Here is a 17267-nt window from a genome sequence, read left to right as displayed (position 1 = left end):
TACTAATCAATGATTTCAATACGTAATCTCCGCTCCCCTACACTCACCATCGATAACTGGCACATTCAACCGGATGAACACTGGTGTGTATTGAGTAAAGTCGGTGCTGGTGAGCAACATCTCTTGGCGTTATTCGAGCAGAAATCAATAGATGCGGTGTACTCGCCTTATGCAGATGAACTGCGACTACCTGACCACAATGAGCTGGCCGTGTTGTCTTTTCGCAGCTTGCAACACTTGTATGAAGAAGAATTAAAACGCGATCAAAGTGACTATATTAATGCCCATGATATCGGTACTCGGGTCAAAGATTTTATTCCCATCACGACTCACAGCATGGCGTTGCTAACGTTAATTGGCTTAGACCATAAAATCGATACGGGCTTTCGCCAACTGAGCACAGGCGAAAGCCGCAAGTTACTTATCTTAAAAGCAATTACTGAGGGGGCAACAACACTCGTTTGCGAGAACCCCTACGACAGTTTAGATGCCGCTGCGCGCATTCGCTTAACAGCGCTATTTACACAGCTTCACCAGCAAGGCGTCCAAATTATCTACGTGATAAATAATCGCGATGATATCCCCAGCCACTGCAATCGTTTTGCCACCATCGAGCAAGGTAAGGTTAGCATTATTGAAGCAACCACGGCTTCACCGCAACGCACACAAATTGACGAATACTTTGCTAAGCCCAAGACAACGCTTGACTGGCCGGCGAATCACCAGCCTTTGAACTGTTATACACATACCCTATTAGCCGAGCTCAAAGGCTGTACCGTCAGCTATGGTGACAAAGCGGTATTAAGCAATTTCAACCTAAGCATAAAACCACTAGAGCACACCTTAGTGCAAGGAAAAAACGGCTCTGGCAAATCAACCGCATTACAATTAATTTCTGGCGATTGCCCACAGTGTTTTGCGAATGATGTCACGGTTTTTGGTTATCGACGCGGTACTGGTGAAACCATTTGGGATATCAAAAAACACTTGGGTATTGTCAGCGCAGACTTGCACCGCTCTTATCGCGTTAGATGTAATGTGCTCACGGTTGTGATATCTGGCTTCTTCGACTCAATCGGCGTATATCAAACGGTAACTCAACAACATATTGATACCGCCCAGCAGTGGTTAGAGGCGGTGGGACTGGCACATCACAGTAAGTCGTTGTTTCACGATCTCAGTCACGGTGAACAACGGTTAGCGTTAATTGCTCGCGCCCTCGTTAAATCCCCCTTGCTGCTTATGCTGGATGAACCAACACAGGGGTTAGATGAAAACCATCGAACACTGCTACTGTCATTCCTCGAGCGGTTAGCGGCTGATCAGCAAACGACGATTTTGTACGTCAGTCACCGTGAGGATGAACACTTGCCCTTGTTTACGCAACGTATCACGATTTAAGTACTGCCAAGGCCAATGGTCTAAACACTTGCTTTTCTTGCGAATACATTTCGGCAATTTACCTAAGGGTGTTAAAATCGCCAAGCGCAGAAGTGTTGTGTATTAATCAAGCGACTTTTATCTTGTGATCACTGGCTTCTGAACGACTAAACTATACATTAATCAATACCTAAACAACGAGCGCTCAATGTTAAATTACTTAACCCTTCTACCAGTTAAAACCCGACTCACCTTGGGCTTTGGTATTATCTTGATACTGATGCTGACGTTAACAGTACTTGGTATCCAAAAGGTAAATGTTATTGATCACACCTTAACACGAATAACGGATATCAATTCCGTTAAGCAGCGCTACGCCATCAATTATCGCGGTAGTGTGCACGACAGAGCTATCGCGATTCGCGATGTTGCCAATGCGCGAAACGCAAGTGAACGACAAAGCTTTGAACGCGAGATCGAGCAGCTGGCAGGTTTTTACCGCGAATCTGAGCGCTCAATGCAAACCATGCAGCGTGAAAACCCTGACTATTTCACCCAGCAAGAGCGCGCGATTTTAACTAAAATTGACGATATTCAAGCGCAAACGCTGCCCGTTGTTGAGCGAATACTAGCGCTAAAGAAAAGTAATCAAGACGCTGAAATCAACAATATAGTACTTGAGCAGGCGCGCCCAAACTTTATTAATTGGCTCGCTGCTATCAACGAATTCATTGATTACCAAGAAAACGCCAATCAACAAGCCACGCCGCAAGCGCGTGAAGTGGCTAGCGGCTTCCAAACACTGATGTTGGCATTAAGCGCCGTCGCATTAGTGATTAGTTTATTTGTGGGTTACTTAATTGAGAAAAGTCTGCGCCGCTCACTCGGTGGAGAGCCATACGAAGCTGCTGGTGCCTTGGCTAAAATTGCGCAAGGCGATTTAACTTCGCAAGTAACGACAAAAGACGCCAACAGCTTGCTCGCCTCGGTTAATTCGATGCAAACCACACTGAGTGCAACGGTCGCCAATATCGTGAGCGCGGCGGATCAATTGAGTGTGCAAACAGAAACGGTTTCTAGTGGCTCAGAACAAGCATTTCAAGCAGCTCAGAATCAAGCATCGCTCACCGCCGATACGGCCGCCCGTTTGGAGGCAATGCGCGACAACATAGATCAAGTTTCTCAAACAGCAATGCGCACAGAGGAAAACTCAAGCTCTACTGCAAGCTACGCGAAACAAGGACGAGCCGCGATTAATGCCAGCGCAAAAGAGATGGATTTAATCTCAGACACAGTCAACAACACCGTTGAGCAGATCAGGCGTTTGGAAGAGCGCACCAAAGAAATTGGTGGTATCGCCAATGTGATCAGCGGTATTTCAGAGCAAACGAACTTATTGGCATTAAACGCGGCAATTGAAGCGGCACGTGCTGGTGAGTCGGGTCGCGGCTTTGCCGTGGTAGCCGATGAAGTACGACAATTGGCGAAGCGAACCGGTGAAGCGACCGCCGAAATTGAAAATATGATAGGTCAGGTGCAAGCTGAAACTGCTGCCTCTGTCACAGCCATGGAAACCACCCAACCGCAAGTTGAAAACGGCCGAGCACTAACGCTGGAGGCAACGGATTTACTTAGGGATATTGAGCAACAAGCAACCGACTCATTGGCTCGTATTCAAGAGTTAGCAAGTGCGGCAAGTGACCAAGTAACGAGTATTGGCGACATTGCACACACTATGGAGCAAATTGCCGATATGTCGGCTAATTCAATTAATTCACTGCAAGCCAATAATAGTGCGACAAATTCACTAGCGGAGCTGTCCGCACAGTTAAAGTCAGACGTCGATTACTTTACCTTAAAGTAACCAACCTCTAGACAAACGCCTGAGTTTAGCGAAATTACCATGGCGAACATACTCGTGCGTAATTTCGCTTAAACGCCATGATAACAGCCACCGTAAGCTTCAATTTTGTACTGGTGGCAAGTACTATTAAACTCGCAGTAACAAAAAGTTGTACCGTATGCACAAACACCTACTCACTTTTATATGCGTTTATCTCGTCGCAGCGAATATCGCTTGGGCTAAGCAGTGCCAAGAAATTCATGTGGGTGGCAGCAGTACTTGGTTTCCCTATGCTTATTTAGACGGCGAAGGAAAACCAACAGGTATTGCTTACGACCTCGCGACCGAAATTCTGGAAGAGCTGAACATACCCATTGTTTACCGCCCCAATTTACCTTGGCTACGTCTGCAAAAGTCCCTGACTAAAGGTACGGTCGACCTGCTAGTGAGCAATCATTGGACGGAGCAAAGAGCGCTAGACTGGCAGCTTACGGAAGAAATCGCCAAAGAAAAACTCCATGTTTTACCATCAACCCCACCCTGACAACGGTATCGAGTTGGCATGACCTTATCGGTTTTAATGGGGTAGTGAGCCGAGGAACGGCATTAGGTGAACGCTATCAGACACTACAATCAGAACTATCGGTGTTAGAAGTGATCGCCCATCAAGAATCATTCACTATGCTAAACAGGAAACGTGCCGACTATATTTTACTGACCGAAAGTGCTGCCCAGCCCTATTTAGCGCAGGCTAAAAATGCCCAGGTAAAAATGTCGACAAAGTCACTGGAAAGCTATTCTATTCGCATGTCTTTTTCGCGCACATCAGCCTGTGCGGATGTTTTTTCAACATTTAATGAACGATTGAAAAAGAAAATCGCCAATGGCCGTGTGCAAGAACTCAGCGACAATTACAATGCAGAGCGCCTACATCAGTTAAGGCTGTAGGCGTATTGCATTTGATAGGAACAAAGCTGCTATTGCGTTTTAAACTGATAAATTAGCCCTTGCTCAAGCCACGTTTGTAAACTTTGGACAGCAAATACCGGCACTTGCTCTGGCACATGCCAAGTCAATAATCCTTCACAAATATCGGCAAAACTTGCGCCCTGCAAATACTGTTCAATCATAAAACGCTCATCATCTGGTAGTGATCTAAATTCTGTTAAGCGCTCGTGATTTCGCCACAGTAACCAATGCTGCGTATCTGGATGTTCATTTGCTGGGGCTGGCGCTTGATTCCCTTTAATTGCCTGCCAGCTGCGCACAGTATTGTAGCGCTCATCAAATAGCTGCATGCTCGGATGAAAGCGCACTTGAATCGTAGGCCATAACTCTGGCGCTATGGCCGCTAAATCTTGTGGCTGAGCACGCTCAATATCAGCCGCATCGAATGCCGCTAACAGCAAGCGCTCAAAACGAGCAAGTTCCGCTAAAATTGGATGCTCGCTAAACGGCGCATTATGGGCGAGAAATTCCGGTAAGAACTGACAATAATGGCGCAGCGAATCGAATTTCGACGGATAAGCATCAAGATAACCGGCAAACATTTGATCGAATAGTTCATCACCTAGATACAGGCCAAGAATTTCATGATCCGTTTCCATGACTTCCTGCAACCTGATCCGGTAAGCATTGCCATAAATAGACACTCGCTGCTGGGCGTTAATGTTACCTTGATCATTGACCACATGATCTGCCAACGGCCCGTTGCCATGCAGTAAAAAGTTGAGAAAATCTTGCTGAATTTGTTTAAGCGAACTCATACTCACAGCCTCTCGCTACACATCTATTTGGGCGCGAATATTCGGCACACATTGCTCGGCAATTTCGCGCGCCACATTGAGCTCTGCCGTCAAACTGGCAAAGCTGGGAATATTGGCATCGCGTTCAATCATAGTACTGACGGGGCCAAAGAGCTTGAGGGCTTCTTTGTACAGTGCCCACACGGGATCTGGCACATCGTGATCATGTGTATCCACCACGTAATCACCAAAATCAGAATGGCCTGCCAAGTGAAACTGCTGAACGCGCTCGGGATTAAGCGAACGCAAATACGCCATGGGATCAAAGTCGTGATTGCGAGCGCTGACGTAAATATTGTTGATATCAAGCAACATTTTACAATCTGCTTGCTCACACACTTCGCGATAAAACTGCCACTCGTTCATTTCATCGCTTTTGTATGTCAAATAACTTGAAACATTTTCCATCAACATTTGGCGACCGATAAAGTCTTGAACTTGCCCAATACGGCTCACTACGTGTTTAAGTGATTCTTCAGTATAAGGCAGTGGCAATAGATCATGGCTGTTAACACCGCCGACCGAGGTAAAACACAAGTGATCAGAAAACCACTCAGGTTGCACATCGGCAATAAGCGTTTTGAGTTTTGTTAGGTATTCTTTATTGAGCGGATCAGTAGAGCCCACTGACATGGAGACACCATGCATCACAATCGGGTAATTTTCTCTAATTTGATCAAGGTAATACCTTGGCTTACCGCCAGCAACCATATAGTTTTCAGAGATGATTTCAAACCAGTCAACATCTGGTTTTTGTTCGATAACATCAAGGTAGTGATTGGTTCGTAGGCCAAGGCCAAATCCTAGAAATTTCTTCAAAATAGTCACTCGCCGCTATAAGTCGTGATAGTGTAAATGAGCTGGAAGTAGAGTAAAACTCAAAGGCTAAATGCGACAGAAAAAAGTGGGGGTTTATTGGTATACATCAAGGGGGTTAACGCAAAGTAGCAATGGAAAATGTCGCTAGCTTCCACTGCTACTTTACAGGTTAGCTACTGAGGTTACTTACCTACAGTACCGCCGATATCACCACAAGACTTTGCTGTGGTCGAAACAAAGCCAGTACCTTTACAAGTTGCGTGGCCTGCACAGGCATTTTCAGCCGTTTTACAGTCGTTGTGGCCTTTACAAACATTCACGCCGTAACAGTGTACTAAGTCTGCCGTTGAGATTTGACCAGTCCACTCGTCAGAAACTTTACCGCCAACGTCTGCACATGCTTTCGTTGGCATACCAACAAAACCAGTACCTTTACAGCTACCATGACCCGCACAGGCATTTGTCGCCGTTTGACAGTCATTGTGACCTTTACATACGTTCACGTCATAACAATGCACCATTTCTACTGTATTCGTGTTTGTTGCTGCTACTGTGCTACCAGCTGTACCTGAATTTGAAGCGGTTGCGCCACAACCAACTAATGTTGCTGCCGCAAGTGCCATAGCTGCACCTGATAACTGTGCTTTTGTTGCTTTTTTCATAATATCTCCGGGGCTTGTTAACAGTAACCAAGCTAGAGCACGCTCTGGTTAATTACTGCTTAATTTTCATGAGTCAGGGCATAAGACCCGACACCGTGAAAAAAATTGACACAAAATGTAAAAAAATTTTGTTAGCTGGCGTTAAGCCTGACTATAAGCATAGCTGTTGAGTAGATTTTTGAGCATAGTGGGAAAAGGAAAACTGAAAAATTGTGAAGCATAACAAGACCACTGCGGCTAAGCAGCCAGATGAAAACTGCTAATTGCAGCTAAACACAGGTTTCATCGCGAAGTTGCGCATCTTATATTTCACCACTGGTGGTACAGTCACCGTCTAAGCGTGGCGGAAATGCCTGATGTCTTCACTATCAATGGTCTCATCTATTATAAAAATGCGATTGCTATAGACCATTACAAGTTGCGCTTTGGCAGTAGCGACAAGCTCATTTGACCTTATTGACGCATAGTAAATTGACTAACAAGCTCTCATTAAACACTGATTTAATTGGCAATTTATAGCAAACACTGCGATTTATAAAACAAATACTGCCGAATCACAGCGCCAAATTAATAACACTTAAATTCCTTATTTAGATCAACACAAGGTCACTTCATTACGTTTTATTACTGACAAAGAAGACCGATAAATTGTTATAATTGTTACAAATTCACGATTAAGGATAACCATGGCTGTTCATGAAATAACCCACCCACTCGTTCAACACAAATTAGGTTTAATGCGCGCCAACGGCATTAGCACCAAAAGCTTCCGCGAATTTTGCTCTGAAATTGGTACTTTGCTGACGTATGAAGCAACCAGACAGTTGCCAACAGAGAAGAAAAGTATCGACGGCTGGCAAGGTACGCCAATTGAAGTTGAGCATATTAAAGGCAAAAAAATTACTCTAGTGCCAATTTTACGCGCAGGGCTCGGTATGTTAGACGGGGTAATGTCATTATTGCCTAGCGCAAAAGTCAGTGTCGTGGGCTTGTACCGCGATGAAGAAACCCTTGAAGCCGTGCCTTATTTCGATAAAGTAGTTGCCGATATTAGCGAGCGTACCGCGCTGATTGTTGACCCCATGTTAGCAACGGGCGGCACTTTGATCGCCACTATTGATTTGCTGAAAAAGAAAGGCTGTAAAGACATTATGGGCTTGTTTTTAGTGGCTTCACCCGAGGGAATTGAAAAGCTTGAAGCTGCGCATCCTGATGTCGATATCTATGTTGCGTCGGTTGATGATCACTTAAATGACAAAGGCTACATTATTCCTGGCCTAGGCGACGCTGGCGACAAAATTTTCGGTACTAAATAATGCAGGGATTGAAAACGCCACTGCTCGGGCTACAAATGTTATTTGTCGCCTTTGGCGCACTTGTTTTAGTGCCGATTTTAACCGGGCTAGACGCCAATGTTGCACTATTTACTGCGGGTATTGGCACACTGCTGTTTCAGCTTGTCACTAAACGCCAAGTACCAATTTTCCTCGCTTCTTCTTTCGCCTTTATCGCGCCAATCAGCTATGGCGTCGCCACGTGGGGCATTGCTGCCACCATGTCAGGGCTAGCAGCCGCTGGTTTGCTTTACATGGCGTTAGGGCTTTTAGTTGCTTGGCAAGGCAACCAAATTATTCATCGCATTTTACCTGCGGTTGTTGTCGCGCCAGTGATCATTGTTATCGGCCTAAATCTCGCCCCTGTCGGCGTTAATATGGCGTTGGGCAAAACTGGCGATGGCGCTGCACAACTCGTTGAAACAAGTACCGCACTCACTATCTCGTTAACGGCGTTGGCTGTCACTGTGCTGGTTTCGCTCTTGGGTAAAGGCTTGTTCAAGTTGGTGCCAATATTGGCTGGGTTAACCGTTGGCTATGTGTTAGCACTATATTTTGGCATCGTCGATTTTAGTGCAGTTAGCAATGCCGCGTGGTTTGCACTGCCTAACTTCACCGCCCCAGAATTTCACTGGGAAGCGATCTTGTTTATTTTACCAATCGCCATTGCGCCAGCAGTGGAGCACATAGGCGACATTACCGCAATAGCAAACGTGGCGGGTAAAGATTACTTGGAAAAGCCCGGCTTGAAACGCACCCTCATGGGTGATGGTTTGGCGACATCCGCGGCCGCCATGTTTGGCGGCCCACCCAATACCACCTATTCTGAGGTAACAGGTGCTGTCGCCCTGACGAAATCGTTTAATCCGGTGATCATGACTTGGGCGGCTATTTTCGCCATTGCCTTGTCATTTCTGGGTAAAACTGGTGCCCTACTCGCGACCATTCCGGTGCCTGTAATGGGCGGTATTATGGTATTGCTGTTTGGTGCGATTGCCGTGGTTGGTTTAAAAACCCTGATCACTGCACAAGTCGATTTAGGCAAGAGCAAAAATATGGCAATTGTTGCCGTTGCGCTCGTCTTTGGCTTAGGCGGTATGCAGTTTGATCTAGGTCTCTTTCAACTGCAAGGGATTGCCTTAGCCGCAATTTCTGCGATTGTGTTGAACTTAGTGCTGCCCAATGACCAGCTACCTAGTGAAAAATAACCCGCTAAATTAGCGGTTGTTGTCAATGTAAAAAATCCACCCATTCGGTGGATTTTTTAATTCTTCACACCCTGCCCGTTGGTACGACAATGGCAGAAATATAACGACAAACCTGTTCCTCTCGTTGATTAAACGCCGATACCGCAATAGTCACCACCCCTTGCGCGGGTTTAGACCGAGACACTTGCGTCGCTAATACTTCAACACTGGCATGTATAGTATCGTTTGGCCTAACTGGCTGATAAAACCGCAGCTTATCTATGCTAGCGCCAATCAAACCGTCTGCGGGTTTTGCTTCGCTGGCGACAATCAACTTCATGGTTAATGAAGCGGTATGCCAGCCACTTGCCACCAAGCCTTTAAAAAAACTGTGCTGTGCTTGTTGTTCATCAGTATGAAAAGGTTGAGGGTCGTACACCTGAGCAAACGCTATAATTTGCCGAGCAGTGACTTTGTGGCTGGCGGTGATAATTTTCTGGCCAACCACAAAGTCTTCTAGATATTTCAAGGTCATCTCACTTCCTTTTGATTCGTTTACTTGTCATATCTAACAAACATTTTACCGCCAAGCCACAGGTTTTATATAAAACAGCTTACGCTAGCGAGTTATGCAACACGGTATTGCTTGCGGTACTTCTTGACTAACTTGTGCGTGAGAATGCCGCCAATCACTCCTGGTAAGACCCAAAACACGATTTGCCATTGCCCGCTCACCACAGATGCCAATAACTGGCGGCCACCGAAGGCAAAGAACGCTGTGTAAGCACCTATTCCGGCACCAATAATGTGTCGCAAGTGCTGAATTAGCCACTCTCTAGGCTGAAGGTTCGGTTTAAATGTATAGCGAAGCAGTTGATAAACATTCGCTAGGCAAAGCACACTGAAGACTTGCAGCAAAACAAAATTGTATTTGGTACCCAAGTAGCCAACATAGGGGGAAATTAATGCCATCGCAATAATGGGCAATAAGTGTGGCCATTGGCGCAAGATTTGGCGGTTGTCACGGCATTTAAGTACCAATATTGAGTGACGAGTACTGTTCCAGACTAACAGCGACAGCATCAGTAAAAACCACGCAAACATTTCAGTCCACCAAATTAGTTTAGTGACTTCTTCCCCGCTTAGCTTGGCTTGTGGATCTTTGATAGCGATTGGATCTGCAAGTGTCATAACGGTAATGGCAATACCTGTTACGGCGACGGCTAGCATGCCATATTCAAACCATTTACCTGATTTCTTGTGTAGTTTGCCACCTTTTTGACTTATCACAGGCAGCCAAAAAGTAATGAGCGATACGGTGCCTATCGCTACGTGTATAAATAATAAAACGGAATAAATTGAATAATACATAGGTGTGCTCCTTTAGTGTTGAGCACATTTTATGGCGCCTTTTCCGCAATGCTCAGTGCCAAAAGTCACCAATTGAAACCGTGACTTTTGGCCTATAGGCTTTTTAACCTTCATTTGTCATAATCGATAAATCTGTTGCCAAGGCAATCACTTAGTAGTGACCACTAGGCTCAGTAACGAGCGCATTAACTCACTCTGTGAGCATAATTAAAAGCTGACGATGAGTTTGAAATTTTCTTTTTTAGCCGCCTTACTGTCAGCGCTTTGGTTTTGAGAAATTACGGGAAACTTGTGTCGAACATAAAAACAATATGGAAAGCCGCAGTGAGCATTAGCCGGCAGTGCGAGCGCCTTGATGTGTTAGCTGTGCTGACTTGGGGGCTAGTGTTTGCCATTGCTCTATCCGCACTGCCCACGCAAGCCAGTAGCGTTAAAGCCAATACCCCCTTTATCCTCGCTTGTTTCCTGTTATACCTTGTCGCCTTTTTTGGAGCGACCAAAACTGGCTATTGGCGATGTTCAGCCAATACGCAACGCGCTTTTCTGGTCATACAATTAGCCAGTGCATTTGCCATTATGTTGATGTTACCACTGGATTTTATCCCCATACTTACCATTATTTGGGCGGGTATGCTGATTAATTTCTGTCGCTTTAGCACCGCGCTGTTAGTGGTTATAGCCTTAGTAACGGTTTGGTTTAGCTTGTATGGCTGGCGCTGGCAAAAAGACTACGTCATGTTTACGGGTGCGCTTTATTTCACCTTCCATATTTTTAGCTTACTGACAAGCCAACAAACCAAAAAAGCACAAAGCGCGAGTGAGCAAGCCAACGAACTCAATCGCCAATTATTGGCGACACAGCAGCTACTCACGCAATCTACCCAGCAACACGAACGCACCCGAATAGCGAGAGAACTGCACGACCTGCTCGGCCACCACTTAACCGCGCTAACCATTAATTTACAGGTTTCTTCGCATCTATGTGAGCAGGCGGGCAATGCTGAGGCGAAAGCAAAAGTTGATCACAGCTACGCGCTCGCCAAATTATTATTGAGCGATGTGCGCGATGCCGTGAGCACAATAAAAAGCCATCAAGCTATCGACCTCAATGCCGCGCTCGATGCCTTAGTGAGTAATGTTCCCACGCTAAGCGTGCATCTCGATATCGCCTCAGACCTCAAGCTAGAGCATATTGAGCTGGCCACTACGATAGTGCGCATTTGCCAAGAAGCGCTCACAAACACGCTGCGTCACACTAACGCTACCGACTTTTGGTTATCGGTGACTCAGGGGGCTGATACTATCGAGCTAACGATAACCGACAATGGTACGGTAAGCGGCACGCTTACTCTTGGCAATGGCCTAACAGGGATCAAAGAGCGCGCAGCTCTCGTAGGCGGCACAGCCTCGTTCAGTCAAGCAGAAGGCGCGCTAATCATCTCTGCTGTATTGCCGGATTCGTTGGTATCGCCTTAGCTATGGATAGTGGATAGTGGATAGATAGCGTGACGAATTAATCGCCAGTCGCTACGACTCACCTACTGAGCATCAGCCTTAACTTTTAACCTTTAATCACTAACTTTTAAACGGAGCATAACTAAGTGGCAATCAAACTTTTACTTGTCGACGATCAGACTTTAGTGAGAGAAGGTATAAAAAGCCTGCTCGCACTGTCAGATAAAGTGCGTGTTGTTGCCGAAGCGTGTGATGGCACACAAGTATTACCGCAAATGACTGCACATCGCCCTGATGTTGTTTTACTCGATATCTCAATGCCTAAAATGAACGGTATTGAGGCACTGCAACAGTTATCAGCTCATCACATGACAACCCCCGTGATTATTCTCACCACCTTTGACGACTCGGAGTTAGTGCTCAAAGGTATACAAGCCGGTGCCAAAGGCTATTTGCTCAAAGACGTGTCATTAGATTCATTAATTAACGCCATAGAAACCGTCTATCGGGGTGAAACTATGGTGCAACCAGCATTGACTGAGCGTTTACTGCAAGGCGTAAGCAAGGTGCAAAGTGACTTTGCAGCCCCAGCAGAAGTTGAAGCGCTAACCCCAAAGGAAATTGAAGTCTTGCGCTTAATGGCAAGTGGTTACTCCAACAAAGAAATATCAAGTGCACTGTTTAAGTCGGAAGGCACGATCAAAAATCACGTCTCAAACTTGCTTGCTAAATTGGGCGTTAGAGACCGCACGCGCGCGGTGCTATTGGCCATTGAAAAAGGCATATTAGGGTGACCCAAGGTAATCTGGCTTATGTTCAACATGAGCAAAATTAATTGAGCGATGAAGTTTTTTTAAACTAGGATGTTGATATACAACTTTGGAACACCGTACTATTAGCCCCCAATTGTTGTATTAGCGCATGAAGCGCTGTGATTTTGCCATACACAACAAGGAATTGTCGTACTAGGAGAAGACATATGGTTACAACTCACCTAAGCTCACCGCGTAACAACGCGAAAGGTTTCACATTAATTGAACTGGTCGTTGTTATCGTTATTTTGGGTATTTTATCTGCCGTGGCAGCGCCACGATTTATTAACTTAACATCTGATGCCAATGCCGCCGCAATTGAAGCGTTAAGTGGCAACTTGGCCTCTACCGCTGATTTGTATTACAGCAAGGCGATTATCGAGTCAGACAATGGCGGTTTAGAGAATGGCTTTGTATTTGAAGGTATTTTCTTTGACCAAGGTTACCCAATTGGCATCTCGTTTAGCGATAGCGACAATGTGCCAGAAATATTAGAAGCAATGAACATTAGTGATGATTTTGTCTTCAATACGCAATTTACCGATACCAATGCTGCTGGCCAATTAACGCGAGGCTTATACTTAACCAATACGCCGCCTAACGATGCGCCGTCTGTTGCCGAGATTGTTGCCACGAATTGTTACGTTAGTTACAAAAGCACGGTAACAGTTGCAGCAGAGCCAGAAATCCTCACGGTCACCACAGGCTGCTAGAGACTGAAAACGGCTTAAATAGCGCTATGACTAAGTAGCGCCGTAAAACATCAGAGCTGGAAACAGCATTTGCAACAAGTATAAAAAAACCGACCATCGCCCTGCCAAAAAGCAGATAAGCGGGTCGGTTTTTTATTCATTAAACGATACTAACCAAGCCTGGCTATAGCTTAAACTGACTCACTACCCGAGTTAAGTTGCTATTCGCACTGGCCAGAATGGTCGTCGCCCCGTTAACTTCGTCGCTACTCGCTGCCACTTGATCAACCATTTCACTGATGGTGACCATATTGCGATTAATTTCCTCAGACACAGACGATTGCTGTTTAGCGGCCGCCGCGATTTGGATATTCAAATCGTTAATATCCCCCACTGAGTTAACAATTTGATCTAAGCTTTCAACCACTAGATGTGTTTGCTGTGAAGCTTCTTCACAACTTGTCTTGGTTGATTCAATACCGCTGATCACGCTTTGTGAACTCGCATTTAAGCGATTGATCGTATTGTGAATTTCAGTTGTGCTATCTTGTGTTCTAGAGGCTAACGCTCTCACTTCATCAGCAACGACCGCAAAGCCACGGCCCTGTTCACCGGCACGTGCGGCTTCAATCGCAGCATTAAGCGCGAGTAAGTTGGTTTGTTCAGCGATATCGCCAATCACTTTCAATACGGCAGAAATGTTGTCAATTTCTTGCCCCATTTGATGAATTTGCGTGGCTGACTCATCAACTTTAAGCACTAAATCACTAACATTTTGTGTCGCCCCAAAAACAACCTCTTTAGAATGAGTGGCATGCTCATTGGTGCTCGTTGTCGAGGTTACGGCATGCTCAGTGTTATGCGCCACATCGTTTGAACTGGCACTCATTTCATTAAGCGCAGTCGCCACTTGGCTAGTTTCTAGGCGGTGTGCTTCCAAGATCTCATTGTTGTTTTGACGCAGTGCCTGCAAGTCATCAACACTGGTGGCAATATGCTGGCTCGACTCGGCAATATCGCGCATCATCGCCTGTAAATTTTCGATAAAGGTGTTGATATCACGTGAAATCTCACCTAAATCATCTTCGCGTTCAACGACTAAACGCTGAGTTAAATCGCCATTACCGCTGGATAACTCATTAACGGTTTTCTTGAGCGCTTCAACTGGGCGATAGGCAATCGACAAGAGCACGTAAATCGCTATAGTCGACAGCATAATTAATACGACTGTGGTAATGGCTGATGATACCAGCGAGTCACCTAGCGCGCTGTACATCACCGACTTATCAATAGCAACTAACATAAACCAGGTCGTATTGTCGGTTATATTAACCGTTTCAAAATAAGCGATTTTGTCTACGCCCAGCAGCTCGAATTCAAACTTATTTTGCTGCTTTGCCAGCATGATTTGCTCTAGTTCAGCCAAAGGCTCAAAGTCAGACAACCGCGACTCGCCTGGTACATCGACTTCGCCAGTTGATGAGATCGTTAAGCCCGTATCGTCATAAAGGGCGGCCATTGCCCCCGGAAAAGTAGCGCGCTCAACCAATGGGTCAAGTGCTTGAATGGCAATATCTGCTGCCACTACCCCTTTAAACTGGCCGCTTTGGTATAAAGGCGTGGCCAATGTAACCATGAGTTTATTGGTCGACTTGTCTTGGTACATTTTAGTGACAACCGTTGTCGCCTTTGCCTTTGCTTGTTGATACCAAGGGCGCGTGCGCGGGTCTGATTTATTCGCATTAAATTCGCCATGCTTGTGGCTATAACCGAGACCGTCTTCATACCCAACAATCACGTCTGATGCGGAAATCTGTCGCCCTAAGCTGCCTAAATAGCTATAAATTTGTGCCTTGCTCGCTGGACTAACAAATAAATCAGCCGACTGTTCAACCCCATGTCTAATGCGCGACATATAGTTGTGGACTTTCGCACCATTACTCGACATTTGTAGCGTGGCATATTCGTCTACATTGCTTTTCACTAAGGTTGATAAGTGCTGGTAAGCGGAGGTTGCCAAGATGATCATTGAGACGGCCAGTAAGCTAATTGCTACCATCACAATGCGGGTTTTGAAATTAAACTGCTTCTTCAAAATAAACTCTCTGTTTTTATTTTTTGCTAACGCAAAACTTTTATTTCCGTCAATACTAATCCATGTCAGTGATTACTCTTCCTGTGCTTGCCTTATCTCTAATCGTTGTAATTACCTGCTTGAGGTTGGCAGCGTTTTTATCGCACGTTTATTTATTTCTCCTTGTATAACCATTGGCATGGCCTTCACAGTTGGCGATATTCAGATTGCTAATGCGCACTAAATTCCACCAATCTTGTTCAACTTAGTTGATACTTTAGGCGCAAAAGGAGCGATACAATATGGCTAAACTGACCGAATAATCAATTAATTCGGCGTCATGATGAACTGTTTGAGCAATTGCTCAACAGTAGTGGGGATTGATAGATATTTGTGCGATTTTCAGATAAGTGAAGAGAGCTGAAGAAGGCTTAGAGAGAGGCTATCTTGCATAAAAAAAGGTATGCCTAAGCAAGGCATACCTTTTCAAATAATCAATGATCAGACAGCGATTAGCCGTTGATAAAGTCGATACCTTCTTGGATATCTTTGTTAAGCGTCGCTAGCATATCTGCTTTTGCTTTTTGCTCGAAATCACTTAACTCACCGTACGCTAATACTTCTTCAACACCGTTTTTGCCTAAGCGAACTGGGTGTGCGAAGTAGGCTGCGTCGCCATCTTCAACAGCAACGTAAGCGTAATCAACCACTTCTTCACCTTGTAAGCCTTTGATTAACGACATAGTGAAGCGTGCTGCCGCTGCGCCCATAGAAAGTGTTGCAGAGCCACCACCAGCTTTTGCATTGACCACTTCAGTACCTGCGTTTTGAATACGAGGTGTTAAGGCAGCAACTTCTTCTTCTGAGAATTCAACACCTTCTACTTGAGAAAGTAATGGCAGAATCGTTGTACCTGAGTGACCACCGATGACTGGTACTTTCACGCTAGCAACGTCAACGCCTTTTAATTCTGCGATGAACGCTTCAGAGCGAATCACGTCAAGTGTTGTTACACCGAATACGCGGTTTGCTTCGTAAGTGCCTGCTTTTTTGAATACTTCAGCAACAATTGGCACAGTACCATTGACTGGGTTAGTGATCACACCCACTAATGCTTTAGGACAGTTGGCAACAATGCCTTCTGCCAATGTTTTTACGATACCAGCATTAACATTGAATAAATCTGCACGGTCCATACCTGGCTTACGTGGCATACCCGCTGGAATAATTACAATGTCAGCACCGTCTAGTGCTGGTGCTAAATCGTCAGCACCGTAACCTTTAACATTTACCGCTGTTGGGATGTGGCTTAAATCCACAGCAACACCAGGCACTACTGGCGCAACATCGTATAGCGCTAGGTCAGAACCTGCTGGTAATTGAGTTTTTAGAAGTAAAGATAACGCTTGGCCGATACCACCAGCTGCGCCTAATACAGCAACTTTCATTGGAATGCTCTCCCGATTTGAGTATTTACTTAATTTTTGTCGCCCAAACGATATAGCATTAATGCACAAAAAACAATTAGAGAATCAGCAGCAGACTTGGCGATTACACGGTAAGCTGCAATTTTCCTTTACAGTTACCTTGATAATTTCCCTGAATGTTAATTATCTTTGGGCTGTGGCTAGGCCGTGACCTAACAATAAATCACCAAGTAACATCATTTATCATCAGGCAAAGTGCTCAGTGCTACCCTATGTTAGCCATTACTTGGTATAGTAGAGCATAGTAGAAAAACAAATGAATGAAATTAGCCAACAACTCGGCTCTTTCAACGAATGGATGCACCTAATGCGCTATGCTTAATCGCAAAAAGCGCAGCGTTAACGC

General features: G+C 45.3%; 16 protein-coding genes. 9 read left to right on the top strand and 7 right to left on the bottom strand.

Annotated elements, in window-relative coordinates; all coding sequences use genetic code 11:
* The first annotated feature begins 9 nt into the window (after positions 1-9).
* From DXX93_RS02735 to DXX93_RS02720, 4 genes are all read left to right on the top strand, one after another.
* Positions 10-1401 (top strand): ATP-binding cassette domain-containing protein, encoded by a 1392-nt coding sequence (locus tag DXX93_RS02735; protein WP_116006701.1) that lies wholly within the window; start codon positions 10-12, stop codon positions 1399-1401.
* A 187-nt stretch (positions 1402-1588) separates the two neighbouring features.
* A complete protein-coding gene (locus DXX93_RS02730) occupies positions 1589-3244 on the top strand; it encodes a methyl-accepting chemotaxis protein (RefSeq protein WP_116006700.1) in 1656 nt (551 codons plus the stop codon).
* Between the two features lie 157 nt (positions 3245-3401).
* Entirely contained in the window at positions 3402-3767 is a 366-nt protein-coding gene (locus DXX93_RS02725) for a substrate-binding periplasmic protein (protein WP_116006699.1), read from the top strand.
* 44 nt (positions 3768-3811) lie between these two features.
* Positions 3812-4171, top strand: coding sequence for a transporter substrate-binding domain-containing protein (locus DXX93_RS02720; RefSeq protein WP_258872570.1), 360 nt, complete (start codon positions 3812-3814; stop codon positions 4169-4171).
* A 29-nt stretch (positions 4172-4200) separates the two neighbouring features.
* Here the strand turns inward: DXX93_RS02720 and DXX93_RS02715 are convergent, their stop codons facing one another.
* The 3 genes from DXX93_RS02715 to bufA2 form a co-directional block, all read right to left on the bottom strand.
* Positions 4201-4989 carry an HvfC/BufC N-terminal domain-containing protein gene (locus tag DXX93_RS02715; protein ID WP_116006697.1) on the bottom strand — a complete coding sequence of 263 codons (789 nt, stop codon included), beginning with the start codon at positions 4987-4989 and terminating at the stop codon, positions 4201-4203.
* A gap of 15 nt (positions 4990-5004) precedes the next feature.
* Positions 5005-5850, bottom strand: coding sequence for an MNIO family bufferin maturase (gene bufB, locus DXX93_RS02710; protein ID WP_220347592.1), 846 nt, complete (start codon positions 5848-5850; stop codon positions 5005-5007).
* A 179-nt stretch (positions 5851-6029) separates the two neighbouring features.
* Entirely contained in the window at positions 6030-6509 is a 480-nt protein-coding gene (gene bufA2 / locus DXX93_RS02705) for a BufA2 family periplasmic bufferin-type metallophore (protein WP_116006695.1), read from the bottom strand.
* Positions 6510-7195: 686 nt separating this feature from the next.
* On the opposite strand from bufA2, the gene upp reads away from it, so the two are divergent.
* Together upp and DXX93_RS02695 are read left to right on the top strand one after the other, a co-directional pair.
* Positions 7196-7825, top strand: coding sequence for a uracil phosphoribosyltransferase (gene upp, locus DXX93_RS02700; RefSeq protein ID WP_116006694.1), 630 nt, complete (start codon positions 7196-7198; stop codon positions 7823-7825).
* On the top strand, positions 7825-9051 hold the full coding sequence (locus tag DXX93_RS02695) for a uracil-xanthine permease family protein (protein ID WP_116006693.1): 1227 nt from the start codon (positions 7825-7827) through the stop codon (positions 9049-9051). The genes upp and DXX93_RS02695 overlap by 1 nt, the downstream gene beginning before the upstream one ends.
* A gap of 64 nt (positions 9052-9115) precedes the next feature.
* On the opposite strand, the gene DXX93_RS02690 is transcribed toward DXX93_RS02695, so the two are convergent.
* Together DXX93_RS02690 and DXX93_RS02685 are read right to left on the bottom strand one after the other, a co-directional pair.
* A complete protein-coding gene (locus tag DXX93_RS02690; protein WP_116006692.1) occupies positions 9116-9565 on the bottom strand; it encodes a MaoC family dehydratase in 450 nt (149 codons plus the stop codon).
* 92 nt (positions 9566-9657) lie between these two features.
* Positions 9658-10401, bottom strand: coding sequence for a hypothetical protein (locus tag DXX93_RS02685; RefSeq protein WP_116006691.1), 744 nt, complete (start codon positions 10399-10401; stop codon positions 9658-9660).
* A gap of 291 nt (positions 10402-10692) precedes the next feature.
* Between DXX93_RS02685 and DXX93_RS02680 the strand changes: the two genes are divergently transcribed.
* From DXX93_RS02680 to DXX93_RS21090, 3 genes are all read left to right on the top strand, one after another.
* On the top strand, positions 10693-11877 hold the full coding sequence (locus DXX93_RS02680; protein ID WP_147302632.1) for a sensor histidine kinase: 1185 nt from the start codon (positions 10693-10695) through the stop codon (positions 11875-11877).
* A 125-nt stretch (positions 11878-12002) separates the two neighbouring features.
* Complete coding sequence (locus DXX93_RS02675) at positions 12003-12650, top strand: response regulator (RefSeq protein WP_181902122.1); 648 nt, start codon at positions 12003-12005, stop codon at positions 12648-12650.
* A gap of 185 nt (positions 12651-12835) precedes the next feature.
* Positions 12836-13381, top strand: coding sequence for a type II secretion system protein (locus DXX93_RS21090; RefSeq protein ID WP_116006689.1), 546 nt, complete (start codon positions 12836-12838; stop codon positions 13379-13381).
* Between the two features lie 163 nt (positions 13382-13544).
* Here the strand turns inward: DXX93_RS21090 and DXX93_RS02665 are convergent, their stop codons facing one another.
* Together DXX93_RS02665 and mdh are read right to left on the bottom strand one after the other, a co-directional pair.
* Complete coding sequence (locus DXX93_RS02665) at positions 13545-15455, bottom strand: methyl-accepting chemotaxis protein (RefSeq protein ID WP_116006688.1); 1911 nt, start codon at positions 15453-15455, stop codon at positions 13545-13547.
* A 491-nt stretch (positions 15456-15946) separates the two neighbouring features.
* Positions 15947-16882, bottom strand: a complete 936-nt coding sequence (mdh, locus tag DXX93_RS02660) for a malate dehydrogenase (RefSeq protein ID WP_116006687.1) — start codon at positions 16880-16882, stop codon at positions 15947-15949.
* Positions 16883-17267: the final 385 nt, after the last annotated feature.

It is taken from the genome of Thalassotalea euphylliae (assembly GCF_003390335.1).
Lineage (GTDB): Bacteria > Pseudomonadota > Gammaproteobacteria > Enterobacterales > Alteromonadaceae > Thalassotalea_F > Thalassotalea_F euphylliae_B.
This window is presented reverse-complemented; position numbering and strand designations above follow the sequence as displayed.